This is a genomic window from Nostoc sp. (assembly GCF_036917095.1).
Classification (GTDB): Bacteria; Cyanobacteriota; Cyanobacteriia; order Cyanobacteriales; family Nostocaceae; genus Nostoc.
The window spans coordinates 382701-409006 of record NZ_JBALFH010000040.1; the positions used below are offsets into that span (position 1 = coordinate 382701).

Genomic DNA, 26306 nt, shown 5'->3' on the forward strand with positions numbered 1-26306 from the left:
GCAATGAAATCAGTTATCACTACGGTTATTGGATCTGCTGATGCAGCCGGTCGTTTCCCAACCAGTTCCGATCTAGAATCAGTTCAAGGTAGCATTCAGCGTGCTAGTGCTCGTTTAGAAGCTGCTGAAAAGTTGGCTTCTGGTATTGATGCAGTAGCTAAGGAAGCTTATGATGCTGCCTTCAAGAAATATCCTTACCTGAGCCAAGAAGGTGAAGCTGGCGACACTCAAGTTAAGAAAGACAAGTGCTTCCGCGACATCAAGCACTACCTACGCTTGATCAACTACAGCTTAGTTGTGGGCGGTACTGGCCCTCTGGATGAGTGGGGTATTGCAGGCGCTCGCGAAGTTTATCGCTCTTTAAATCTGCCTACAGCTCCTTATGTTACCGCGTTGACTTACACTCGCGATCGCGCTTGCTCTCCTCGTGACTTGTCTCCTCAAGCGCTAGTTGAGTTCCGCGCTCTTCTCGACTACGTAATCAACTCCCTTTCATAATAATCGGGATTGACTAGACGTAGACGAGCGATCGTCATACTCTAAAACTCAGGGACTCTCAGTCTGTTGCTTTGCCTATATCCGGTTGAGCGATTGACCAAGAGTCCCTCTGTTGTTAATAATTCGTAATTCGTAATTCATCACTGAAATTAGGGGATTTAAACACGGAAATTTTCTTTTATGACAATAGATTCTCTATTTGAACAGTTGAAACACCCCAACCCAAATCTGCGGGAACGAGCCATGTGGGAACTGGCTGATGTCCGTGATGAAAATACCATTCCTCGCCTGATGGGTATTTTGGATGAGGAAAATGTCACCTATCGTCGAGCTGCGGTAAAGGCACTAGGTGCTATTGGTACAGATGCAGTACCATCACTGGTAGAGTCATTAGTAAATAGCGATAATGCAACCATTCGGGGTAGCTGTGCTAAAGCCTTGGCACAGGTTGCTGCTAACCATCCGGATGTTCCCTTCCCAGCTGAGGGTTTACAGGGATTGAAAACAGCGCTCAACGATCAAAATGCCGTTGTTTATATTGCATCAGTTATGGCGCTGGGTGAAATTGGTTCTCCTGCCTTTGAGATTTTGACTGAAGCTTTGAAAACAATAGATAATGTTGCGCTAGCTGTAGCGATCGTCAATGCACTCGGTTCGATGGGTGATATCCGAGGTGTGGAAGTGCTGACGGCATTGACAAATGATGAATCTGTCGATCCATATGTTCGTGAATCAGCAGTGAGTGCTTTGCCTCGATTGGATCAAGTGATTAATTATCAGAGAGGATAGCGATCGCTCTTACAATACAACTACTTTTATCAATCTATTCCCAAGCATCTTCCTCTAACTGTCTCTCTATTTGAGAAATTGCTAACTTAATCACTGCCTGAACCCCCGCTTCTCCTTCCACGGTTAATGCGGCTTGTAGGGGTTCTAAGGAAGTGCGATCACCAATTTTCATCAATGCCAGAGCCGCCGCTTTTCGAGTATCCGAATCGCCATGATGCAGTAACTCGACCAAGTTAGGAATTGCTGGTCGATAATTTAGACTGCCCAAAGCCGCTGCTGCTTCACACCGCACGATTTCAGATGGATCGGTGAGGGCGTTAACTAAAATATTAAATGCTGCTTCTTCAGTACCTTCTTGAGCAATTTTAGCGATCGCACCCACCACCGCAGCCCGAACTTCAGCCGAGTCTGAGTGAATCTCTCTATATAAATGCTCCTTCGCCTCTGCCCCAATAAATCCCAACGCCCATACAGCATGACCTTTGGCGCTTTCTGGATACTCGGTTGACGCTAAGATTTTCAGCAATGCTGGCACAGCTGCTTCACCTATTTTGGCAAGACCTCCCACCGATGAGGTTTTGACTACCGTATCTTCATCATTCAACAGGGCATTAACCAAGGTGGGAACTGCGATCGGATCGGCGATTAATGTTAGAGTTTTGGCGCTAGCTCTGCGTACAACTGGGTTTGGGTGATTTGTCACAGCTTCCATCAATAAAGGGGTCGCTGGTTTACCGATTTTACCCAACGCCTCTGCAAAACTCAACCTAACCATCCCCCGTGAGTCTCCCATACTCTCAATCATCTGCTTGAGTAGCTCGCGATCGTCACGGTTGAAGGTGTTTAAGTCTAATTGCTCGCTGACTGCTGCTAGTATTGCATCAGTTTCTGCCTGGGATAGATTTAACGAATCCTTCCCGGATTGAGTTTCGGAGTTGAGCATATAACTTCTAGCTAAATTATCAAGATGAATGAGCAAATAATTACTAATTTGTAATTCGTAATGACGCGACGCTCCTGCGGACGCTCGAGTACTCGCTACCGCTTCGCTAACGCTAACGCTTCGCTATCGCGGACTCGCTAACGTCATTATCAATTACGAATTACTTTGATTAGTTACTGACACTCAGAGCAGCCTGTTGAGCGCGGAGTTCCTGGAGAGCAGAATCGATCTTGGCAAGCTCAGGCTCTAGTTTTGCCATAACATTTACTCGCATCAACTTAGCCCGTTTTGCTGTTTCCGTAGTTTCTTGGACTAGACGTTCCCGATATTGCTCAAGTTCTGCAATCACTTCTGCTACATCTTGAGCGGTTAAGTTATCGGTTTTTGTGAGTTCTGAGATTTCATCCATAACTTTTGTTTCCTAAATGTGTGTTTATATCAATGATGTGTGGTTAGTGTTCCACTATCATTTGTATGCTGTTACATAAAACGGAACAATTGGCAAGAGCAACTAATTAATAGCTGACAAATGCATATATTGCGATCTTCTCAGATCGCGTTACCACTGGTAAAGCTTTTTGATGGAAATCTTTAAAAGTCGAAGCCAACTACAGCTTTTGATCCAAGTTAAGGCAAGAGACGCGATAAATCGCCGTCTTTGCGATTAGCGGCGTGTCATCAAAAAACCTTATCGGAAGCGTATTAGGGTTGCTCCCATCAACTGAATTTTGATTCCTGAATAGCAAATCTTGTTTGCTGCTTTAAATCTAGATACAGTATTGAGATTAAGTAATTCATAATTCGTACTTAAGAAGTAAATTACGAATTACGAATTACGAATTATTTTAAGAGGTTTCTTCAAGGGGAAAAATATCTCCTCGCAAATAGGAATCAAAGTTTTTCTTAAAGTATTGAATGCTCGTTACATTCGGCTCATCACTTTCCGTTGGCGTGAATTCATAAATTGGTACTTTTTCCCGCACCAATTTGACCAAGCTAGGATGAAGCTGCTCAAAAGAATCTACTCTAAATATTGTGGTTTCAAATCTTAATTTAGCTGGATGAGCATATCCTAACTTCATCCAGGGCAACCAAGGACAGTCCCTCGCCCACTTAGCAGGAGGGACTTCAGTTGCGTCTGGTCGGCAAGTATTTGATATAAAGTACTCAACACCCTTAAATTTTTCTCCAGGGCAATAGTCTGAATATTTCCTATCACCTGCTAAGGGATGCGGGTACTCTAAAGGAATTTCCATGACAGAAGTAATATATCCGCTGCCTTTGGGTATGACAAATTTCTTTGGTTTAACTGAACCTTGGACGATGCGGTTAGCAATGTGTACTACTGGTACTGATTGACTCGCTGTTGGTGACTTCCAAAAGTGGAGAATCTCTTGAGTATCAGGGTCACAAAATAAACCTAACTCTCTATTGATGCGATACCCGACTTCGCCGTACTCAGGATCGGGCTTGATAAATACTTTGGTCGCATTCATCCCAATAATAGAGAACAATTTTTCTTTTGGCTTGTCTTGTGTTTCTTGCCAAAAAATTTCCCCAGACCAGTTGTAATAAAGCTGTAACCCATGATTTTTTCTGTAAAAATCGAGGTTATTAAATTCGTAATCGTCTAAGTAATCGCTCATATTTATTCCTATCATTCTCAAATGGCCACGATGGCAATTACTACCAAGTAGCTTCGCGAGCGAATTTTATTTTATTTTGGTGTCAATTCTAACTTAACTAGCAACTGTATTTTTTAGTAATTCAATCCTCAAACATAATTTATCCCTATTTTCTAGTACCCAGTCCCTAGTACGATAGTAGACATGACATCCGAGCAATTATCCAAGAGCCATTTACAGATCAATGGATAAACGTTTTTTTAAAATGTTTGGGCTAACAGAAGAACAAGCGATCGCAATTATCGATACACCATTAGAACAACTCGAAGACGCTTCTGATAAGTATATTGCTGTTTCCCATCTGATTAATTATCCCACAGAGCAATCGATCGCGGCTTTGGTACGAGCAATTGAAACCAGTAATCCTGATGAGTTAGACCACCGAATTGTCCGACGCAAGGCTGTAGAAAGTCTGGGGCGATTGCAGGCCAAATCAGCTTTACCTGTAATTCGGCAGTGCCTTAAAGATGATGATATTTATACTGTTGAAAATACCGTGTGGGCGATCGGGGAAATCGGGACTAACGATCCAGAAATTCTCGAAGAAGTGGCGCAACTACTCGATAAACCCGGTCAAATCTATCGAGTCATAATTCACATGTTAGCTAACGCTGACTATAAGTCGTCTTTAGAACGTGTACGAAAATTTACCCAAGTTGAGGATGAACCTACCCGTAGCGCAGCGATCGCTACAGTTTGTCGTTTCACAGGTGATTACTCACAAATTACTGAGGTGATGGCGCTGCTGCAAAGTTCCAGCGTCAATGCACGGCGCGGTTGTATTCAAGACTTGATTGATTCACGCTACTACAAAGCCATCCCAGAAATTGCCCGTTGTCCTGTATCTCTGGTGTTCCGCTTGCGAGGATTGCGGATGCTTTTGGATGCAGGCGTCCCCAATGGTGAAATTACTTTTACAGAAATTCAACCTTACTTAGAGCAAGTACTTTATGACCATCCCAACGATCTCGATCTAGTACATGAGTATGATGCTACCCCTGTCCTAGATTTTGTGATTAACGAACTCTACGAAACTGATTTTGGACGCTGTTATTTAGCAACAAAAACCTTACTGGATATCTATGCACAAGAAGCACCCGAAGCACTTTTAGCAACTTATTCAGAGAAGGCTTATAACGATTATGGCGCTCATTATCACGTGATGAAACTTTTCGGCTGGCTGAAATATGCTCCCGCCTACGATTTGTTAGTAGAAAACCTGCACAACCGCGAACCTCAGTTTCAGAAATCCCGTGCGGCTTGTGCGATCGCTCTTGGTGAATTGGGCGATTCACGAGCAATTACTGAACTCAAAACTTGCCTAAATACGCCGATTTGGGACTTGAAATACGCTTGTTTATTAGCGCTAGACCGCTTAGGAGACTCGTCTGGTCGGGAAATTTGCGATCGCGATCGTGACTGGTTAATTAGGGCGAAAGCGACGAGTAATCAATAGTGTCAACTTCAGTCTTGGCGACTGGAAGTCGCGGCTACACAAACAAAGTCCGCCTCCGCGGACTAAGGAAAAATTTAGGTTTGAAACCCACGGAGGTGGGTTTTGCCTGTGTAGACGCGGTTTCTAACCGCCCTTTTACTTGCTACTGGTGCTAGTGACTACCTCGTTTAACACCAACTCTGGTTTTGGTGTTTCCTCTTCTTCTGGCAGACCGTAAATTGACCTGTACAACTTCACATACTCTTTGGCAGATTGATGCCAACTAAAATTTTGACTCATGCCCCGTTTTTGTAGTTCTTGCCATTGCGGTTTGAAACGGAAGCCTTCCCAAGCGCGGATCATACAGGTGAAAAGGTCTAGCGGTTCATAGCGGTCAAAGCAATAACCGGTGCCTGCGGCATTTTCGGGGTCGTAATGGGTTACGGTGTCAACTAATCCACCTGTGCGGCGAACAATGGGCACAGAACCGTAGCGTAAAGACATCATTTGGCTAATGCCACATGGTTCAAAACGACTAGGCATTAAGAAAGCATCGGTACCAGCGTAGATCCGGCGAGACAGAGCATCGTTATACAGTAAGTAAGTTGCCATGCGTCCGGGAAAGCGGGATGCTAATTGCCACATCTGAGTTTCATAGTAGCGATCGCCTGTCCCTAACAGCACAAATTGTGCATCTGTATAAGATAAGAAGCGATCGAGGATTTGTAATATCAAATCAATGCCTTTTTGTTCCACTAATCGCGTCACAATCCCAATGAAAAAGGCTTTGGAGTTGACTTCTAATCCTAGTTCTTCTTGCAAAGCAATTTTGTTAGCCTTGCGTTTATCTAAAGTATCAGCAGTGAAGGTTTGAGTAATGTATTTGTCATTTTCTGGGTTGTAAACTTCGGTATCAATACCGTTGATAATCCCAGATAATTTCCCGCTAATAAAGGACAGTAAACCTTCTAATGTTTCACCGTAAGCTGCTGTCTTGATTTGCTCGGCATAGGTGGGCGAAACTGTATTTACCTTATTGGCAAATTGCACTGCCGCTGCCATTACATTGTGTCCTTGCATATACCAGGGACACCAAGTAATTTTCTCTAAATACCAACGCCACGGCCCTTGATAAGCCAGATTATGAATGGTAAACACTGTGCTGATATCAGGATCTTGGTGCATCCACACGGGAATCATCCCCGTGTGCCAATCGTGGCAATGGATAATTTCTGGCTTCCAGTAATTCCAGGCAAACTCGGCTGCACCATTAGCAAACAAAGTGAACCGCCAATCTTCATCTTCTCCAGAATAAATGCGGCGGGGCATGAAGGCGGGATGTCCAAATAAGTACAAGGGAACATCAGTACCAGGCAGAACACTTTCGTATACTGCAAAGTGCTGGAACATCGCATCCCCCCACCAGATGGGTTCATAGGGAATTTCCATTTTGTCTGGCAGGAAGCCGTAGTAAGGCAAGAATATCCGCACATCATGCCCCATTTCTCTCAGGACTTTGGGTAATGCCCCGACAACATCACCCATTCCTCCTACTTTGGCAATGGGTGCTGCCTCTGCTGCAACAAATAGAATCCGCATGGTAATTTTTGCTTCCCTGAGTCTATATTGTCAAATTAACTCTACGATCGATTCCGACCAACGCAACTTGTCGCGTCTGGCACATCTTTAGTGCAACGGCGATCAATTCTTATCTAATCACATCGGCTTGCCTAATTGCTTAGGAACCGCGCTGAATCACCGCAAAAATTTCTGACAAAATTTCTTGCGCTCCCTGTTGCCGCAACAGTTCTGCTAGTTCTATGCCTAAGCTTTCGGCATTATTGGCAATCCCTGTGACGGTATCTTTGACGAACTTTTGACCATCTACACTGGCGACTATCCCGGTTAAGGTCAAATTTTCACCAGATATTTCTGTATTTACACCAATAGGTACTTGACAGCCGCCCTCTAGAGAGCGTAGAAAAGAACGTTCGGCGAGACAGCGATCGCGTGTTTGGGGATGTTCGATCGCTTTGAGTAGAGATAGCACTTCACTATCATCAGCCCGGCATTCTATCCCCAAAGCTCCTTGTCCAACGGCGTGGAGGGAGATTTCTTTGGGTAAGACTTGATGAACGCGATCGCCCATTCCCAATCTTTCTAACCCTGCTGCTGCCAAAATCAAAGCATCGTATTCACCTGCATCCAGTTTTGCCAACCGTGTAATCAAGTTTCCCCGTACATCCTTAAATGTAAAGTGGGGAAAGTGGTGGCGTAACTGTGCTAATCGCCGCAGCGAAGATGTACCAATTACCGCACCTTCGGGTAAAGTATCGATTTGTTTATCTTTGTGCTTTTCATGCACCACTAATGCATCTGCTGGGTTTTCTCGTTCAGTAATTGCTGCCAGTGTTAACCCTTCTGGTAAGTGAGTCGGCAGATCCTTGAGAGAATGAACGGCAAAGTCAATCTCCTGATTGAGCATTCCAACTTCAAGTTCTTTAGTAAAAAGTCCTTTATCGCCAATCTTAGCTAATGCTACATCCAAGATTTTATCGCCTTGGGTAGACATCGTGTGGACTTCAAAAGTGATATCAGGAAAGGATTTCTGGAGTTGCTCTTGTACCCAGTAGGTCTGAACCAGAGCAAGTTGGCTTTTGCGCGAACCAATCCGAATAGTGCGTGGGGGACTAGAAACAACTGAAGTCATAAAACAATATAATATCGCAGGCGATAAATTCACTCTCATCTAGACTACCGTAGTCAGGGACTGATACTAATTTTGGGTTTTGGATTTGGGATTTTGGATTACAATTCTTTACCAAAAGCTAGTTTCAGGAATTTGGAACAATACTAATTAGACTTACCTTGTAATGGGAGAGCGATCGCACAAGTTGTACCAACTCCTACTTTACTAGTGATGCTAATATCACCTTGGTGTAAATCTACACACTTTTTCACCACAACCAATCCTAATCCTGTACCAGGGATGCTTCTGACATTCTTGCCACGATGAAACGGCTCAAACAGCTGCTTTTGATCTGCTAACGGAATTCCAATACCCCGATCTTGAACCTGGAGAATCACCTTATCTGATTTAAACTCCAGACTAAGATGAACATTCCCTCCTTGAGGAGAATATTTAATTGCATTCAGCAGCAAATTAGACAGGATGGAACGCAACAACCTTTCATCCACTAAGGCAGGAACAGCTTTTCCTTGGCAAACAAAGCTAAGTGTGTGCCTTTCGTCTGTACTTAGGCGCATTTCTTCCACAAAATCACCGCAGAATCCTTCTAAATCTAGAAGTTTAGGATTAAATTCTAGTTTTCCGGTTTCGGCCCGGTTGATGGTTAAAATATCGTCTAACATCTGAACCATATTTTTGATAGAGAGTTGAATTCTCTGCAAATTCCTCAGTCGCTTAGAAGAGTTATCCCATTCATCCTGACAGTTCTCTAGCAATTGGGCAGCTACTAAGGCAGTACTTAGAGGAGTGCGAAACTCATGAGATGCCATTGAGAAAAAGCGTGTTTTCAGAACACTGAGTTCTCTCTCTCGCTCTAACGCCATCCGAATTTCATCTAACCGTTTGCGTTCTGTAATATCGCGGCAGTTAACCATAATTTTAGTATCTGCTGTATTATCTAGAAATTTCTGGCTAATCGCTTCTAACATCCGCCATGAGCCATCTTTGTGCCGACAACGAAACTCGATTGGGGCAGTAACTTCTGAACTTTGGATAGCATGAATAAAACTATGGTAAGTATTAACAAAATCATCTTGGTGAATGTAATCTAATAAGTTTTTGCCAATCAGTTCTGCTGCTGGATAACCCAAAACTTTTTCTACGGATGGACTTTCATAACGAATAGAACCATCTACATCGAGAATTTTGACAATATCTAAAGCATTTTCAATCAATGAGCGGAAGCGTTCTTCGCTCTGGCGTAACGCCTGTTCAGCTTGCTTGCGCTCGGTAATGTCACGTTGTACTGATATCCAGTGAGTATACCAGCCAGCTCGATCGGCTACGGGTACGATGCTAAATTCATTCCAGAATTCAGAGCCGTCTTTGCGGTAGTTAATTACCTGAACCGTGACTGTTTCCCAACAAGATAGCGCTGTACAGACTTTATCGAGTTCGGCGCGACTTGTTTTTGCTCCTTGAAGAATACGGGGCGTTTTACCTAAAACTTCTTCCAGGCTGTAACCTGTGATTCGGGTGAATGCTTCATTAACATAGATAATATTTGGCCCAGGTTCGCCAATTGATTGCGCTTCAGTGATAACTACAGCATCATTTGTATTTACAACCACAGATTGCAGCAAACGCACTTGTTCTTCCTGCTGCTTTTGGTGTGTGATATCAGCAATCACAGCTACCATGCCGTTGATACTATCGTCGCTATCATGCAAGGGAGCGGCGGAGAAAATTATATCGATCGCAGTGCCATCTTTTTTATAACGGCGCAATTCCACTCTGGTATAAGTTGTTCCTTGCAATATACTTTGTTGCAGAGTCTTATATTCCTCTAATCGATCGTCTAAAAAAATTGGGTTAGGACGATCGATTACCTCCGCCTCAGTCCAGCCAAACATCCGTTCAGCAGCAGGATTCCAGATTTTCACATTCCCTTCCAAATCAAGTGTGAAAATGGCGCGAGGAGAGGCAGTAATTAAAGCTTGCAACGCGGCTTGCGTGCGCTGACGTTCAGCAATTTCGGCTCTCAGAGAGACATTGGCTTTAGCTAACTCTTGAGTCCGTTGTTGAACGCGGTGTTCTAATTCAGCGTTGAGTGTTTGTAGCTGCTTGTAAAGTTCTGATTGTTGAATAGCGATCGCCACTTGGGTTGCAAGTTGCTTCATTAATTCAACTTCCCAAGATTCCCAGATGCGGGGGCGATCGCACTGATGGGCAATTAATAAGCCCCAAAGATAAGGGGTAGAAGCAGGTGTTTTGCGATCTCGTTGTTTATCTGCTTGCCGATTCTCTTGGAGAATTGGCACTACCAACTTGGCTTTGACACCGAACTGTTTCACGAAGTCTGCCAGACATGCCTCTACATCAGCTTGTTCAATATTAGCGATCGCGCGGGTTTTTCCTAATGAATACGCCTGATGATATTCTCTAGGAAACACTTCTTCTGGAAAGGTTTCTCCCAAAATTTTTGTATATTCAGGTAGAACTGTTTCAGTAATTGCGCTGCCTGTACCATCTTCCCAAAGGCGATAAATTAGCACCCGATCGGCTTGGAGAAACTCGCGCACTTCTGCAACGGTGGTAGTAAGAACCTCTTCTAACTCCAAAGACTCACGGATATGTTGAGCAATCTGGTTTACCAGTCGCTCCCGCTCAGTTTGTTGCCGCAGCACCACTTCTGCGCGTTGCCGTCTAGTTACTTCCAGGTTGAGAAAATAGTAAATTATCCCCAAGGCAATAATGCTAAAGCCAACACCGAAAGGGGCGAGATTGATAACGCTAAAATCGGGCATGAGCATAGGAATGAGAGATTGGAGGAATAGAGTCTGTAAGGTTGATTGTTTCTCACTCCTGAATCTTAAAATTTTTTCTAAAAAGATTATGCAACTGGTGCTATTGTTTTAGCTAGGTTTGTCGGCTACAGCCTAACAATGTAAATTATGACATTGCAAGATAAATAAAGATGACATTCTGCGTCACAATATTGAGTAGTTAGTCTCCTTAAGTGAGCTTTATCCATGACTGCTAACTCTGATTCTGGTTGGGATTTGTCAGTTGATAATCGTAATGGTCAACTTACTCTTGTCGTTGAGGTTAAGAGTAAACTTAATGCATCACCAGAATGGGCAGCAAGACTTCGACGCAATATGCTTGCACACGGAATTTTTCCAATGGCTCCTTATTTTCTAATGGTATTTCCCGATCGATTTTATTTATGGACTAATGCTGATGTCCCACTCGATCTGAGCGAACCAACTTATATTATTGATGCACGACCTATTCTTAATCGTTATTTTGAACAGGCTGGAGTTAAGGCTGATCAAATCAGTGGGCAAAGCCTTGAGTTAATTGTTGCATCCTGGCTTGGAGAAATTATTCATTCAGAAAAATCCCTCGAAGATATAAATGAATCTCAGCAATGGTTAATTGATTCAGGATTATACGCTGCCTTAGCTGGAGGCAAATTTGATCGGAAGGCGGTTGCGTGAATATTTACGTTGAAACTAACTTCGTCTTAGAATTAGTCTTTGAGCAAGAACAGTGCGTAAGCTGTGAACAGATTCTGCAATCTTGTGAAATAGGGCAGGCAAAACTGATTATTCCAGCTTATAGCCTTGCTGAACCTCATGAGAAATTAAGTCGCCAGGCAAAGAGTCGCCGAGATTTGCAGCAATTACTTGATGCTGAGTTGCGGCAGCTTTCACGGACAGCATCTTATGTAAGTCGTATTAAAAGTATCCAAGATATTGCTAGCTTAATGGTGCAGAGCAATGAAGAAGAACGGCAACGTTTTGTTAATTATCGAGAGCGGCTTTTTAACATTGCAGAAGTTATTGCACTCACTGCCGATATCTTAATTGAGGCAGCTTCCTGCGAAGCTACTTATGATTTGAGACCACAAGATGCTTTTGTTTATGCATCGGTCATCAATCATCTGCGTGAGTATCAACCACAACTAGCTTGTTTTCTTAACCGAAACTCAAAAGACTTTGATAGCCCTGATATTGTTGATGAACTAAATCGATTTAATTGCAGAATGATCCCACGCTTTGATGACGGCTATAGTTTTCTTCAATATCAACTTAGACTGTAGTACTTAGAGACAGTTTTTTATTACCTCTTACCTCACATCGTAACGTAATTATATAAGTTACTAAACTTCAAAATAAATTAACAATTTTTATCAAATCTAGTGTATAAACCGCCATACTTAAACCAGTATTGCCTTAACTGATGACAAGGCGTAAACAAACTGGCTTTGACACGATAAAGAAAAACCTGCCGATGGTCGCCCATCCAAATTTTATCAACTGGTTCAACAGAAATTAATGTTCCTCCTAAAGCGACTATAGACTCGGTAAATCTCTCAACACAAGAATAGTCTATAGTTTCAAATATAAAAAAGTGACCAGAACAGATTAAATGACGGCTCCTTATCCAACATTGGAGCTTTTTATAAGCTTGTGGCGGCAACATTGCTTTGCATCAAAAAATTTAATATGAATGCAGTAATTTACAGTTATTTTTAAATTTTTGAAAAGTTGAGTGCGATCGCTACATTCGGCGATCGCACTTTGCTCAATTTTCAGCTAGTACCCACCGAGTTTTGGCAAATAACCAAATACAGTTAGCCAAGTAAACAAGACAATCACTGCCAGCAGTGAAGCTAAGAGCCATAACACTACATCCCTGTCAGAACTGCGTAGGAAGGTTTGTAAATTAAAAGGCTCAATCTCCTTCCTCGTCATGGAAAGCGGCAATTTGTCACGATAATCTTCGCCATAACGAGCCATTCGGGCAAAAGGCAATTCACCTTCAGAGCGTCCTTGTAAAATCCGTCGCCGTTGATAGGGAACTGTATTGTAACCAAAGTTACTAATGTATTCCCCGCTATCCACCAAAGCATCGATAAACCCTTGTAATCCTTTGGTAGCTAGCACAATCGACCAGGCTAGTTTTTCGCGTTCATTGTAAACCTCACGACCAAGGAAGCGCTGCACGCATATCTGCACAAAGCGATAGTTGCTGTTGCTTTCGTAATTAAGCCGCCGAAATACATCAGATATTGCTAACCCTCGAATAAAATCTCTGACTGTGATTTGACCGTTTTTCAGTTGGGATTCTAAAAAGGGTTGACGGTTGCTATCTAGCATCTGTTGTTCGTGGAAAATCTGGCGATAGGCTGCCATAATCAAGACATCCATTTCTACTGACGATGGCAGATTTTCGGCTGTATAAATTCTCGGTTGCTCGTCGCCAAGAATCTCGAATCCAGATACACGATGATTTCGAGATGAAGGGGAGTAACTTAACAAAGGAATAGGCATATTAGAGCTAGAGATTAAAAGGGATTGGGCATGGGGCATTTTACTAGTTAACAAGGGTGATACTGGCAATCACACCGCCTTGCTGGTGAATCCGCTGATACTCTTGCGACAATTTATTAAAGGGCACGAGATAGACTTGGTTGCTGCGGCGAAATGGAGAAATCTGGTTTACTTTATTTGCCCGATAACCAGTGACTTCCAATCGATACACCTTACCTTCATCACTAGCTGCTACACCATGACGGGTTCTGGAGCCAAGTGGTGGATTGCGGAATGTTGCACCATCGCTAGCTGGTGAAACCACAGCAGTAGGAGTATTTTGAATTACCAAGCTATTTAACCGAGCTTGTTTACCTGCCAAGTTGCCTTTGAGACTACTACTAGAAGCACCTCGGACTAATTGGAATATATGGGTAAACTGCACTATATTCTGACAGGCTTCGGTTTTGTAGCCTCGAATATAAGGCACAATGTCTTCCCCGAAGGTATCTTGGTACTCGTCGCTATCGAGATAGGAATCTATTTCAGCTTCAAAGCCTTTTTCATCCAGAATAGTACTGTGCGATCGCATTTCTTCTAAGTCAATAGGAGCGCGACCGAGCAAATGCCTAAAGTTCAACTCAATTGCCCGATAACGAGGACAACTGCTGAAAAAGCGGGAACGATACAACTCAGACTTCGCTACCAAACCGACAAACCCGCGGACGCTGATTTCGCCCCGCTTAAACTGCGACTCAGGAACAGTGAGCCGTTCGCTTTCCATCACATAGGCATTTCCTAATACCTGTCTGTATATAACCCTGATAATAGCCTCAAGTTCTTCTGGTGAATAACCAGGTACTCCTCCTGTTGAGTGAGTGTCTTCAAACAGGCTGACACCTAAATGCGAACTTTGTCCAAAAGCCATTTTCTGAAAATCTCCTGGCTAAACATAGAGTTCTTTTAGAACGTCTAAAGGAGGTCATTAAAAACCTACATAGAATAGAAAATTACATATTAAAAGTAAGGAAATCGCTCAGGAAATGGTAAAGAAATCGGAAAGAAGCAACGAAATCGAGAAATTGTTACTTTTTGCAATATTTTCTCAACGAGAGTTCGCAGATTGTTTTACACATAACTTGTATGGTTTAAAAAAAATTTATGCGAATTCTTTTAGTTGAAGATGATGTACGCCTTGCCGAAACCTTAGCAGAAGCCCTTACAGACCAGCGTTATATGGTTGATGTGGTGACAGACGGTGAAGCTGGATGGAATCAAGCCAAAATACTGGATTATGATTTGCTGCTGCTGGATGTGATGTTGCCAGAACTCGATGGAATTAGTTTATGTCATCGGTTGCGATCGCACAGCTACAGTATGCCTGTTCTCATGCTCACTGCTCGTGACACCGTTAGCGATAAAATCACCGGACTCGATGCGGGAGCAGATGATTATGTCGTTAAACCAGTGGATTTGCAAGAACTATTTGCACGAATTCGCGCCTTACTTCGTCGGGGTAACGCTTCATCGCCGCCGATTTTGGAATGGGGAAATCTGCACCTCAACCCCAGCACTTATGAAGTGAGTTACGGTAAAAATATGCTACATTTAACCCCAAAAGAGTACGGAATTTTAGAGTTATTGCTGCGAAATGGTCGTCGTGTGCTTAGTCGCAGCGTGATTATTGAACATATTTGGTCTTTAGAATCTCCTCCAGAAGAACATGCTGTGAAAGTTCATCTCAGAAGCCTCCGTCAAAAACTCAAAGCAGCCGGAGCTTTTGAAGATTTTATTGAAACAGTTCATGGTATTGGTTACCGTCTTAAACAACTGGACTAAAATATTGTATCTACTAGCCTCCTTGAGAAAATTTCAGCTATTAGCAAAACTCTGCTTTTTTTTGCGTTTACTCTGAGTTTTAAAACATTAATTTTTAAACGCAGAGTAACGCAAAGGTTAGCGCAAAGTATCGCAGAGGTTTGATTTTTTCGCTACGAATTTGTGAAATAATGTAGTAAGGGTATTTAAGGGTCAGATTTAAGATATTCCTGTAATTCTTGGGTACGCAATTTTGTGGTATTTTCTAGACAACCAAAATAGATGCTAGGGGCAATACTTCCTCCCTCATATCTGCTTCTTTCAAACTCACAATTAGTATCCCGAAACTTTATCCATGCTTGCTGTGCAGCAATCAACTTCTGTTTCCTAGAGCTTTCTAAGGTAGGTAGCAATTGTTGATAAACTCGATTCAGTCTTTTATCTACGTTCTGATAAGATAACTTCGTGCATTCATTAATTTCTCTTTGAGTTTGAAGATTATTGCAATTGAACTTTTGAACTAAGCGCATCTCTGGAAAATTAGGCGTTGTCCCTGCTATTGTCATGGAGGGGGTATCTAAACTGCTGAGAGTTAGCATACTTGCCAAAACTACTAATAATTGACGCATGGCAAAAATTTTCTTGTTGAAGTAAAGACAAAAAATACTAAAATACGCGTCAGCATTGTTATGTTCCGACGCAGAAGACTCTTAAACTCCTTGCCAAAAGTAAACCTGCCGTCAGAGGGAAGTCAAAATTTCACAAGAATGCTAGAAAGAATTTGTTATTTTAGTAATCTAAGTTTAGCTTTTATATTTTATGAATCGTTCCGCCTGCCTCATCTTCAATCCAGTTGCGGGTCAGGGTGACCCAGATTTAGAACTAGCAGAAATTCGGGCAATATTAGAGCCAGAAATCGATCTAGATATTTATCTCACAACTAAAGAAATCGACGCTGACCAACTAGCTTATGCAGCGGTAGAGCGAGGGGTAGATGCAATCATTGCTTCGGGCGGAGATGGAACCCTTTCGGTGGCAGCCGCGGCTCTAGTGGGTAGTGATATTCCATTTGGGATCATTTCTAGAGGAACAGCAAACGCTTTTGCCACAGCTTTAGGAATTCCTGACACGATTGCAGGTGCGTGTGAGACAATTTTGCAGGGAGGAACCTGCCATGTAGACGTAGCCTATTGCAACGATCGACCAATGGTACTCTTGGCAGGTATTGGCTTTGAAGCTGAAACTGTAGAATTGGCAGACCGGGATGCCAAAAATCGTTTTGGAATGATGGCTTACGTTTTGGCAGGAATTCAGCAACTGAGAAACTTAAAAAACTTTGATGTTGAAATTGAAACAGAAGACAAGATAGTTAAAACTAGTGCCTGTGCAGTCACAGTAGCAAACGCCGCGCCGCCCACATCAGTCTTAGCTCAGGGCCCAGCAGGTCTTATTTACGATGATGGGTTACTAGATTTAACGATTGTAGCCCCAGCTAACAAGGCAGGAGCGATCGCAGCTACATTTCATCTATTTCAAACGGCTTCTACAGGTAACGCCGTAGAACGCAATGATATTGGTTTTCTGCGAGCCAAACAATTTAAAATTACAACTGAGCCACCACAAAAGGTTGTCCTAGATGGTGAAATCGTAGGCACAACACCAGTAGAAATTAAGTGTGTACCAGCAGGTTTGAAAATTTTTGTGCCATTAGTAGAAGAAGTGGAGCCTACCGAAAAACTAGAGGGACTCCCTAATTTGACTATTGAGATGAAAAACACAACAGAGGAGTGAAGAGGGACAGGAGGCAGGAGGCAGGGGGCAGGGAGCAGGAAGCAGGGGGCAGGGAGCAGAGAGCAGGGAGCAGGGGGCAGGGAGCAGGGAGCAGGGAGCAGGGAGCAGGCGAGAAATATGCTGGAATTCCTCAGCAATTGAGGGTTTCATAGCAAATAAATTTATTTATGGGGTTCTCCCCCTGCCTCCTCTGCCCCCCTGCCTCCTCTGCCTCCCCTGCCCCCCTACCTCCCCTGCCCTTGCCCGATTCCTAATTGAAAATTCAGGAGTAGGTTGCATTGAAACTTGTATCCGATCCAGCGATCGCTAACAAAATTCGTAAAATGAATCAGCGGGTACGGTGGCAAGATCCGTCAATTGTGGAACGGAACATCGACCAAACTCGGCTGGTGTTAGAAGATGGTCAAACAGACAATTCTGAGTTCTCATTTTTGGTTGTAGGTGATAGTGGTTCCGGTAAGCACCGGGGACACAATCCCCAGCGACAAGTGGCTGAACTCATGCTGCCCCATCACAACGAATCCCGTTTTATGCTGCACATGGGGGATGTGATCTATTTAGTGGGGTCGAGTGAATACTACCAGCAGAACTTCATCCAGCCTTACCGAGAGTTTATCTTGGGCGGAGAGCATCCCAGAAGGATTGCCTATGACCAGATGGTTTTTAAGCTGCCCATTTTACCTGTATTGGGAAATCACGATTACTATAACTTGCCAATTCTGTTGAGCTTGGCGTCCCTAACAACATTACCAATTCGTAGCCTGTTGCGATCGCGCTTAGACCTAGATGTCGGCTTGCATGGCTCAGGAACTGGTGAAGCCTACGCACGAGCATTTCTAGACTATCTGAAGGCGTTTCAGCTTCCAGGAGAGTTAGCCAGCCACTTAGATCGTTACTACACAGCCAAGACAGATACAGGTCGTTGTCTTTGCTATGAACCTGGGCACTTTACTCGCCTTCCCAATCGCTACTACACTTTTCGCTATAGCGGTATTGATTTCTTTGCCTTGGATTCTAATACATTTAACGATCCACCGCCTTTGCCTAAAACAAAACAAGGTGATGCCGATCGCAGAATCTTAGAAAAACGTCGTGACGATTTAGAGCAAGAAAAGCTGGAAATTGTTGAAACCTCAGCCAAGCTTCGACCGGAAAATCCTAACGAAGCCGACCAATTAGACGATTTCCACGCTAAACTCTCACAAATTGAAGAAATTATTGTTGATATCGACAAGCAACTAGCTGCTAATAAAACACCGCTGACTGATATCGAACAACTAGACTGGCTCAAGCAAAAATTAATTGAATCTTGGAATAACTCTGAAGTTCGGGGAAGGGTGATTTATTTCCATCATCCTCCCTATGTAACTGAAGCGACAAAGTGGCAACAAGCACAAACTCTGATAATTCGCGATCGCCTGCGTGGTGTGCTGGATGCGGTAGCTAAAGAAATAGGTTCCCTAAATCAGGGGCGTCCTTTGGTTGATTTGGTATTAAACGGTCACGCGCACTGCTTGGAACACCTGGAAACGATGGATACAGGACACGCTGATTCTCATATCCACTGGATTGTTTGTGGCGGTAGCGGGTTTAGTTTGCGACGCCAGCGGATTGAGGGAGCAGATTTGATGGAGACTTTTGGAAACGAAAATAGATTAGTGGCGCGATCGCATTTCTTCATTGGTCGCAACGGTCAAGGTGCTCAGAAACGACGACCTTACTCAGGTTTACGCATTGACGTTAAAGGCGAAGGCCATCCCAAATTCATTGTCCGTCCCTTGGTTGCCGAATGGCATCAGCGGCAATGGCATAATCGCGAACTTGAGCCACTGATTATCTAGTAAGATACTTCTCGAAATATTAGCCCATACATATAAATAGAGACGCAATCGTTGCGTCTCTACAAACCACCTATTTAGCCTTCTTACGTGTAATTGCACCCAGCAAAAGGATAGTTGTTAGTTGTTAATTAAATTACTCCTGGCCCTCTACCGCGGCTGTCACCTTGTTCTGTTAACTTCCCTTCTTCGTCCTGATTAACTTCTCCGAGTTCTTCAACACGTTGGGCGGTATCTTCTATTGCTGCTTTGCGTGCATCACCCGGTTCTTCGTAGTACATTTCCGGTTCAACTGCATAGTTATTCAACAAACCTTCTTTGTCCACGGTGTATCCGTCAGTGGTGCGTATACTTTCTGGATCGGTTTGATCGTCCGTAGCTGCATCTGCCTCTCTTTCTTCTGTAGGCAGTGTTTTGTATAAGTCTCCTTCTCTTTGTATTCGAGCAGCAGTTTCAGCTGGAACAATACCGCGATCGTATGTATCTACTTCAGCTCGATCGGATGAATCTATATCTCTCTTAACTGCTTCATTAGCCATAATTTATGTCCTCGTTAAAGAATCTATTAAATAACCTCAAAAACTAGATTAGGCTGTTTTTCATAATCGCTCTACTATCTTTAGAAGTGATTTTCAATTAAAATAATATTACGTTCTCTATCTTTTGATGTATCCAAAAGCATAATATTAAGTCTAGTTAAAAACTTATAATTTATATTTGTTCGGTCAAACAAGGCTTTTGGCTGAAGTTGATACTGGCACCAATCAATCTTATTGTGCGCCCAAAATAGGATAATTACAAAATTCCCGACTTTTCAGAAAAGCCGGGAATGTGAACTTTTGGATTGTATATATTTAATTAGCGAACGATACCGTCTACTGTGCTAGTTTAATCGTTTGGAAATTTATTCACCCAAAAATTGGTTTTTCAGAAATTGAATTTCATCAGCTAATTCTTGCCGAGTTGAAGCCTTCAGTAGATAACGGACAACAAACCAAGTGGCGTAACTAATTCCAACTACCTCAAACAGGGGTGATAGTAGAGGAATATCATTGATTGCCTCTAGTAGTGCTAGTACTACCTTAGCTGTAATAATCGCCGTCAAAATTAAAGCAACAGTTGTTAAAGGCTGCTTGTAATCCTTAAAAAAGTTACTTAAGTATTCAGGCAGTTGCTCTAAAAAATCAGAAATTTTTCTACTAATTTGTTGCCATTGAGATTCAGGTTCAGAGGCTGGTGGTAATTTTGGCAGGTTTGCAGTATCTGTACCTTCAATAGCTAGCGTACCTTGTGATAAGGAAGCATTGATGGATTCACGTTGCTGTTGTTCGGTTTCCATAATTTTTATTTTCGGTAACTACAAGGGCTTGTATAACTAAAGTGAGCATCAATAAATATAATTATTAAAATTGTCTGTTATCAATTCTTAGTAGCCAGTAAGAAATCTAACTGACTACTAAGACTGAACAGGAGCATTTAAATTTAATTAATGCCTACCTATTCAGTTGGAGTTGTTGCTTGTTGTCTTATTTCTTGGGTGCGACAACAGTTGCTTTATTAACTACAGTCTTGACACCTTTAATTTCCTTCGCTAAAGGTTCAATTTTAGCCAACTCTTGTGCATTGCTCACAGTTCCTCCGACAGTCACAGTTCCATTATCTGCGGCATCAACTGTTAGCTGACTTTTGGGTATGTTGGCCTCTAACTTAGACCGAACTTCGCTTTTTAGATCGCCAGAAGCTCGCTGTGTATCGCCACCAGTGGTATTATTGCGTTGTTCGCGGGCACGAATATCCTCATTTAGTTGTCTTCTGCGAACATCACTTTGTGCGTCTTGTTGAGAAGCTTGTGTTGTTTTTACAGTCGGTGATTGAGGAGCTTCATTGGGATTGTTAGGTGCAGATTCACTAGTTTTGGAAGCGTTATCACAAGCCGCAACACCAAAAACTAAAAGGCAACTAATTAAGAAGGGGGTTAGCTTTTGCATATGTTTAATTCTTGAATCGAAAAAGGAAATGTGTTGATATTTACGGCAGATGTGAGGAGCAAGATTTTTTCGTTAGGAGCAAAGTTTTCATATTCTTGCTCCTACAATTTTTTGGAATTAGTGTGAGTGAGAACTACCTTTAGTTAAAGTGTTTCATCACGACGATCGACAATGACTACGGCAGGATCTTCTCTATAAGAATCTGTTGAGTAATTGGTGCGATCGCTATTTACAACTGGTGTGTTGTGATTTGTCACTCGGTCGGAACCTGGGCTAACATCGCCAATATCCCTGCTATCATAGATAGCGAATTCTTCAATGCCTCGACGTTTGAGAATCGCTTCAGCTTGGTGGATTTCAGCTTCCGTACCATCGATAATTACTAAGTAGTCGCCTCTTTGGAAGCGATCGCTATAAACTCGCGCCCTGTCTTCGGGAATTCCTAAGCCAACGAGTCCGCCAACAATACCCCCAGCTGCTGCACCAATCGCACCACCAGCCGCTGTTGTCGCCAAAGCTGTGGCTACTGCGCCACCTGCAATCACAGGCCCAATTCCAGGAATCGCTAAAGTCCCAAGACCAACTAATAAGCCAGTTAAGCCGCCTAGAACACCGCCTGTAGCTGCTCCAGTTTTTACACCTTCGTCTGCTTTATTACCTGCACCAACGTTTCTGTCTACATCTACACCACCGATCCCTTGACCGTTTGCATCCTTGGCAATGATGGAGACTCTACTTAAAGGAAAACCCGCATCTCGTAATTCTGTAAGTGCTGCTTCTGCATCTCGACGATGAGAAAATACCCCAATTGCCCGTCTAGCAACACCGCTATGAGTCGCATTAGTAACTGGAGTAGCTGGAGTAGCATAGTCAGCAGTTGCATTTTGAGCATCTGGGCGGTCGTAAATACCAAACTCTTCCACGCCCTGATTTCTCAGAATTGATTCTGCTCTGAGGACTTCTGCCTCTGTGCCATCTACTATAACTAAATAGTGTCCCCGTCTCACGCGTTCGTCGTAAACTCTGGCTCGTTCTTCGGGAATTCCTAAACCAATCAATGCACCAAGCAAACTACCTGCTACTGCACCGATACCTGCACCAGCGAGGGTGGTAGCGAGGGTAGTTGCTGCGGCTCCAGCTAACATAATTGGCCCAATACCTGGAATTGCCAAAGTCCCAAGACCGACTAATAAGCCAGTTAATCCGCCCAAAGCACCGCCTGTAGCTGCTCCGACTCTAGCGCCTTCGTCAGATTTATCACCGACGCGATCGCTTACTTCAGCACCAGCAATATCATCTTTGTCTCCATCCTGCGTAATGACAGAGACTCTATCCATATCAAAGCCAACTTTTTTTAATTCATGTAGCGCATGTTCAACATCTCGACGATGAGAAAATACACCTACAGCACGTTTATGTAGACCTGCAACCATTATTCTTATCTCCTCAGCAATAATTTATTATTCACTAATTTATAGCTCCTAATAAACGTTATTTAAACATGTTTCTATGTAATTTTCATCAATCGTTTGGAAGAATTTTTATCTCTATCATTAGATATAGGTGGTTTGCTCTTCAGGTAAGTTAATAAAAGTTCCTAGCTATGAGATATATGCTTTATAAAAACTACATATTAAACTAACTATTTTATTTCTCAAACTCTTGTCTAAAATATAAGTTTTAAAAAAAACTAACTTTCTGCGGATAACTATCTATTAGGTGTAATATTTAGTAACAAAAAACAGCTATATATCAGTTCAAAATTAAGGAGAAATTTGCTTTATTTTGAAGTTTTGTCCGCACCAAATTTTTAATAGAGAGTTAGGGTCACTAGGAAACGTTTGTCAGCGCTAGCTTATACCTTAAATTAACTTCAATAACCATTGTTCCCTACCGTGTGGATATATACCTCATCTGCTTGAAAACTACCGTATCTGTGGATGCATTTTTATAAAGTTTACTTTTATTAATAAAATTTTATTAGATTGCCATAAAATCGCTAAACTTTACCCAGATCGTTTTCTTTAATTAAAAATTAATAAGAATATTTATATTTTGTAAAATACGACTTTTGGCAACCAAATTTATTACCTAAGAAAGTGCCAAATTATCTAGCTGACAACTAGATTGATAAGTAACCCATTTCATAAATGGATATTTAATTGAGTGCAAGTGAGAACATATTATGTTTCAAGGTGTTTTAACTATTTGTGAATGGAACTCGCTACCTTTTGGATTAGCGCCAATCATAGCTCAAGAAGTACTAACTCCAGAAGAAGCATCAGTTGTTTTTTCTGGCCCTAAATTATTGGTGGCATTGCTGGCTGGAGTTTTGATGGCATTTGCCTTTCAATTGTTATTCACAAACTTTTCAGTTGCTGTAGGAATTTCATCTTGGGAAATTGACTCAGATTCTGATGATGAGTCAGAAAGTTTAGGTAGGACAATTCGGAAAGTTCAAGCTAAGGTTGGTGCTTGGGCATTGATAACCGTTAGCATTGCATTATTTATTGCTTGTTTTCTAGCGGTAAAACTTAGCTTAATCGAAAGTGCATCTCTAGGAGCAATTATCGGTGTAGTTATCTGGTCTACCTATTTCTCACTGGTAATTTGGTTGGGTTCATCGGCAGTAGGTTCTTTAATTGGTTCTATCGCTAGTACTGTGACTTCTGGTTTTCAAACTCTGATGGGTACAGCAACTGCTGGCATTGGTGCTAATAGTGCGAAAAAACAGTTAGTTTCTACCGCTGAAGATATTACAGCCGCAGTTCGGCGGGAATTAACTTCAGGTTTCGATCCTGAAGGGATTAGAAATTCACTCCAAACTTCTTTAGGCTCTCTGCAATTACCAAAGCTGGATATCAAAGAAATTCGTAATCAATTTGACCAGCTTCTTAAAGACACAGATTTCCAATCTGTTGCAAATAGCGACCAATTACAAAACATTAATCGCCAAACATTTATTGATTTAATCAGCAGCCGCACGGATTTGTCTAGAGAAGATATCAATCGCATTACCGACCAATTTGAAGGGGCTTGGCAACAAGCTTTGAATCGCAAAAATCCAACGCAACAAGTAATTAATTTGCTCAATTCTGCTACTCCCGAAGAACTGAATTCCGAGCAATTGGGCGAACGGCTTCAAGAACTGGTTACAGTCGGAGGCGGTAATGGCAAGCAAAGCAATGGTGTAATAAAGCAAGCTATTCGATATGGCTTGAGCGCGGCTGTACCAGCAGTTTTGGATCGGGCAAACCTTTCCAATATAGATGTGAATAAAATTACAACTCAGTTGCAAAAGCTGAAAGAGAAAGTTCAAGATGTCGATGTCGATCGAATCACAGAGCAACTCCAAAATCTTAGAGAACAAGCAACTGAGCAAGTATCTGCAAGATTGCCAATATCGCTGGAAAACGCGATAAAAGCAGATGTAGAAGACTACATATTGAATTCCTTCCCTTGGCACTTTAACCGAATTACGCTAATAGATGAATTTAAAGAAGTCATCTATGACGTAAATGCAGATCCGACAACTGTGAGACGGGAGTTGGAAGAACTCGATCGAGAATATTTCACCAACTTACTAAAGCAACGCGGTGATATTACTGAACCCAGGGTGAAAGAAATTGCCGAACAAATGGAAAGCGATCGCCTGGAAGTTTTAGAGACTGTAAAACAGGCACAAGCGCGAGAAAAAGGGCAAGATTTCCGCAGCCGCATCGAAGATTATCTGCGTTCAACGGGGAAAGAAGAACTCAACCCTGAAGGTATTGAACGCGACTTTGCCAGATTGCTGGAAGATCCAGAAGCTGGGTTTGAAGATTTAAGTAGCCGCTTCGGGCAATTTGACCGCGACACCTTGGTACAATTGCTTCAACAGCGTCAAGATATCAGCGAAGAGGAAGCTAATAATATTGTTAGCGAACTCGAACGCAACCGCGATAATTTATTGAATCGTGCTAGAGAATTGCAAGAACAAGCAAAAGCGAAAGCCGATGAACTGCGCCAAAGAGTTGAAGATTATCTGCGGAATACTAATAAAGAGGAACTCAATCCCGAAAGTATTAAACGTGAGTTTCAAATTTTACTAGACGATCCCCAAGCTGGAATTAGCCTTTTGACTTCGCGCCTATCGCAATTCGACCGCGATACACTAGTACAATTGCTCAGTCAGCGTCAAGATTTGAGCGAAGAACAGGTAAACCAAATTCTCGATCGCATCGAGGCAGTCCGAGATGATATTTTGCAAGTACCGCAGCAGGCGAAAGAACAGTACGAAAAAACTACAAAAGCGATCGCAGAATATCTCCGCAATACCAATCTGGAAGAACTCGATCCCGAAGGTATCAGGAGCGATTTGGAAAAATTACTCGACGATCCCAAAGCCGGAGCCTTAGCACTGCGCGATCGCTTGTCTCATGTCGATCGAGAAACCTTGGTTCAACTCGTGAGTCAGGGGGGAAACTTGAGCCAAGAGCAAGTTAATCAGATTATCGATCGCACCCAAGATGCGATCGCTAACATCGTGAGAGCGCCACGACGTTTAGCCAAGCGTACTGCTCAACAAGCTTTAGATTTTGAAGCCAATCTCGAAGAATACTTGCGTAATACCAACAAAGAAGAACTCAGCCCAGAAGGAATCAAACGCGATTTGCAATTGCTGCTGTCTTCTCCCCGCGCTGGAATTGGGAACTTAAGCGATCGCGCTGCAAAATTTGACCGTTCGACAATTGTGTCCCTGTTATCCCAACGCGAAGATATCTCAGAAGAGGAAGCTAACCAGATTGTGGATCGAATTGAGTCGGTTCGCAGTTCGATTGTCGAACAATTCCAGCAGATCCAGCAGAAAGTGCAATCGGTGCTTGATGGAGTTTTTGCCAAAGTTCGCAACTATCTCAACTCGCTGGATCGTTCGGAACTCAACTATGAAGCCATTAAGCAAGACTTTGCTAAAGTGTTCGACGATCCGCAAGCTGGATTTGAAGCATTGCGCGATCGCCTCAGTCAATTCGATCGTGACACCCTAGTTGCTGTCATCAGTTCTCGTGAAGATATTTCCCAAGAGGATGCTAACCGGATCGTTAACCAAATAGAAGCGGCGCGGGATGGCGTGCTGCAACGAGCCGAACGCATCCAGCTAGAAACACAAAAACGCTTGAAAGCAATTCAAGAGCAAGCTAAAAAGCAAGCCCAAGAAACCAAAAAAACCGTTGCAAATGCTGCTTGGTGGTTATTTGGGACAGCGATTACTTCCCTTGCTGCCAGTGCGATCGCTGGTGCGATCGCTGTGACTGGGATAACTCTACTTGGGTAAAATCTCTCTGTCATCAGGAAACTTCATATATTACAAAGTGGTATTCAGCCTTTACAAATGGATGCCACTTTTTTTATCAATAAAACAAACTACCCCCAAAAGTAGGTAGGTTGGTGCTATTAAAAGCAACTATGTAAAGTTTTATAAAGTTTGGGATATTTGCTTAAATTAAGCTTAAATAGTCATTTATATAACTT

Annotated in this window: 22 protein-coding genes; 9 read left to right on the forward strand and 13 right to left on the reverse strand. The window is 42.6% G+C overall.

Annotation, left to right across the window (positions count from 1 at the left end; translation table 11 throughout):
• Positions 1-3: 3 nt before the first annotated feature.
• Positions 4-498: a bleomycin hydrolase gene (locus V7L01_RS21265; RefSeq protein WP_335038115.1), complete on the forward strand. Its 495-nt coding sequence runs from the start codon at positions 4-6 to the stop codon at positions 496-498.
• Positions 499-678: 180 nt separating this feature from the next.
• The gene (locus V7L01_RS21270) at positions 679-1287 is read left to right on the forward strand and encodes a HEAT repeat domain-containing protein (protein WP_335038117.1); all 609 of its coding nucleotides are present in this window, start codon (positions 679-681) and stop codon (positions 1285-1287) included.
• A gap of 34 nt (positions 1288-1321) precedes the next feature.
• Here V7L01_RS21270 and V7L01_RS21275 read toward each other — a convergent pair whose 3' ends face one another.
• The 3 genes from V7L01_RS21275 to V7L01_RS21285 form a co-directional block, all read right to left on the reverse strand.
• On the reverse strand, positions 1322-2230 hold the full coding sequence (locus V7L01_RS21275) for a HEAT repeat domain-containing protein (protein WP_335038119.1): 909 nt from the start codon (positions 2228-2230) through the stop codon (positions 1322-1324).
• Positions 2231-2399: 169 nt separating this feature from the next.
• Complete coding sequence (locus V7L01_RS21280) at positions 2400-2639, reverse strand: hypothetical protein (RefSeq protein WP_335038121.1); 240 nt, start codon at positions 2637-2639, stop codon at positions 2400-2402.
• A gap of 436 nt (positions 2640-3075) precedes the next feature.
• The gene (locus tag V7L01_RS21285) at positions 3076-3876 is read right to left on the reverse strand and encodes a DUF1838 family protein (RefSeq protein ID WP_335038122.1); all 801 of its coding nucleotides are present in this window, start codon (positions 3874-3876) and stop codon (positions 3076-3078) included.
• Between the two features lie 223 nt (positions 3877-4099).
• Between V7L01_RS21285 and V7L01_RS21290 the strand changes: the two genes are divergently transcribed.
• Complete coding sequence (locus V7L01_RS21290) at positions 4100-5371, forward strand: HEAT repeat domain-containing protein (protein ID WP_335038124.1); 1272 nt, start codon at positions 4100-4102, stop codon at positions 5369-5371.
• Between the two features lie 135 nt (positions 5372-5506).
• On the opposite strand, the gene glgA is transcribed toward V7L01_RS21290, so the two are convergent.
• The 3 genes from glgA to V7L01_RS21305 form a co-directional block, all read right to left on the reverse strand.
• Positions 5507-6949, reverse strand: a complete 1443-nt coding sequence (glgA, locus tag V7L01_RS21295; protein ID WP_335038126.1) for a glycogen synthase GlgA — start codon at positions 6947-6949, stop codon at positions 5507-5509.
• A gap of 139 nt (positions 6950-7088) precedes the next feature.
• Positions 7089-8060, reverse strand: a complete 972-nt coding sequence (gene hemC, locus V7L01_RS21300; RefSeq protein ID WP_335038129.1) for a hydroxymethylbilane synthase — start codon at positions 8058-8060, stop codon at positions 7089-7091.
• Between the two features lie 143 nt (positions 8061-8203).
• Positions 8204-10846 (reverse strand): PAS domain S-box protein, encoded by a 2643-nt coding sequence (locus V7L01_RS21305; protein ID WP_335038131.1) that lies wholly within the window; start codon positions 10844-10846, stop codon positions 8204-8206.
• A 225-nt stretch (positions 10847-11071) separates the two neighbouring features.
• Between V7L01_RS21305 and V7L01_RS21310 the strand changes: the two genes are divergently transcribed.
• Positions 11072-11542 carry a hypothetical protein gene (locus tag V7L01_RS21310; protein WP_335038133.1) on the forward strand — a complete coding sequence of 157 codons (471 nt, stop codon included), beginning with the start codon at positions 11072-11074 and terminating at the stop codon, positions 11540-11542.
• Positions 11539-12147 carry a PIN domain-containing protein gene (locus tag V7L01_RS21315; protein WP_335038135.1) on the forward strand — a complete coding sequence of 203 codons (609 nt, stop codon included), beginning with the start codon at positions 11539-11541 and terminating at the stop codon, positions 12145-12147. Before V7L01_RS21310 ends, V7L01_RS21315 begins: the two co-directional genes overlap by 4 nt.
• Positions 12148-12643: 496 nt before the next feature.
• On the opposite strand, the gene V7L01_RS21320 is transcribed toward V7L01_RS21315, so the two are convergent.
• Together V7L01_RS21320 and V7L01_RS21325 are read right to left on the reverse strand one after the other, a co-directional pair.
• On the reverse strand, positions 12644-13381 hold the full coding sequence (locus V7L01_RS21320) for a phycobilisome rod-core linker polypeptide (RefSeq protein ID WP_335038137.1): 738 nt from the start codon (positions 13379-13381) through the stop codon (positions 12644-12646).
• A 43-nt stretch (positions 13382-13424) separates the two neighbouring features.
• Complete coding sequence (locus tag V7L01_RS21325; protein ID WP_335038139.1) at positions 13425-14288, reverse strand: phycobilisome linker polypeptide; 864 nt, start codon at positions 14286-14288, stop codon at positions 13425-13427.
• Between the two features lie 233 nt (positions 14289-14521).
• Here V7L01_RS21325 and V7L01_RS21330 point away from each other — a divergent pair, with 233 nt between their 5' ends.
• Complete coding sequence (locus V7L01_RS21330) at positions 14522-15199, forward strand: response regulator transcription factor (protein ID WP_335038141.1); 678 nt, start codon at positions 14522-14524, stop codon at positions 15197-15199.
• Between the two features lie 185 nt (positions 15200-15384).
• On the opposite strand, the gene V7L01_RS21335 is transcribed toward V7L01_RS21330, so the two are convergent.
• Entirely contained in the window at positions 15385-15807 is a 423-nt protein-coding gene (locus V7L01_RS21335; RefSeq protein ID WP_335038143.1) for a lysozyme inhibitor LprI family protein, read from the reverse strand.
• Between the two features lie 190 nt (positions 15808-15997).
• On the opposite strand from V7L01_RS21335, the gene V7L01_RS21340 reads away from it, so the two are divergent.
• Both V7L01_RS21340 and V7L01_RS21345 read left to right on the forward strand, forming a co-directional pair.
• Complete coding sequence (locus tag V7L01_RS21340; protein ID WP_335038146.1) at positions 15998-16969, forward strand: YegS/Rv2252/BmrU family lipid kinase; 972 nt, start codon at positions 15998-16000, stop codon at positions 16967-16969.
• A 278-nt stretch (positions 16970-17247) separates the two neighbouring features.
• Positions 17248-18810, forward strand: coding sequence for a metallophosphoesterase family protein (locus V7L01_RS21345; protein ID WP_335038149.1), 1563 nt, complete (start codon positions 17248-17250; stop codon positions 18808-18810).
• A gap of 128 nt (positions 18811-18938) precedes the next feature.
• Here V7L01_RS21345 and V7L01_RS21350 read toward each other — a convergent pair whose 3' ends face one another.
• From V7L01_RS21350 to V7L01_RS21365, 4 genes are all read right to left on the reverse strand, one after another.
• On the reverse strand, positions 18939-19346 hold the full coding sequence (locus V7L01_RS21350) for a hypothetical protein (protein ID WP_335038151.1): 408 nt from the start codon (positions 19344-19346) through the stop codon (positions 18939-18941).
• 365 nt (positions 19347-19711) lie between these two features.
• The gene (locus V7L01_RS21355; protein ID WP_335038153.1) at positions 19712-20146 is read right to left on the reverse strand and encodes a CAAD domain-containing protein; all 435 of its coding nucleotides are present in this window, start codon (positions 20144-20146) and stop codon (positions 19712-19714) included.
• Positions 20147-20333: 187 nt separating this feature from the next.
• Entirely contained in the window at positions 20334-20795 is a 462-nt protein-coding gene (locus tag V7L01_RS21360) for a BON domain-containing protein (RefSeq protein ID WP_335038155.1), read from the reverse strand.
• Positions 20796-20938: 143 nt separating this feature from the next.
• Complete coding sequence (locus V7L01_RS21365; protein WP_335038157.1) at positions 20939-22228, reverse strand: histidine kinase; 1290 nt, start codon at positions 22226-22228, stop codon at positions 20939-20941.
• A 752-nt stretch (positions 22229-22980) separates the two neighbouring features.
• Here V7L01_RS21365 and V7L01_RS21370 point away from each other — a divergent pair.
• A complete protein-coding gene (locus tag V7L01_RS21370) occupies positions 22981-26109 on the forward strand; it encodes an MFS transporter (protein WP_335038160.1) in 3129 nt (1042 codons plus the stop codon).
• The last annotated feature ends 197 nt before the right edge of the window (positions 26110-26306 follow it).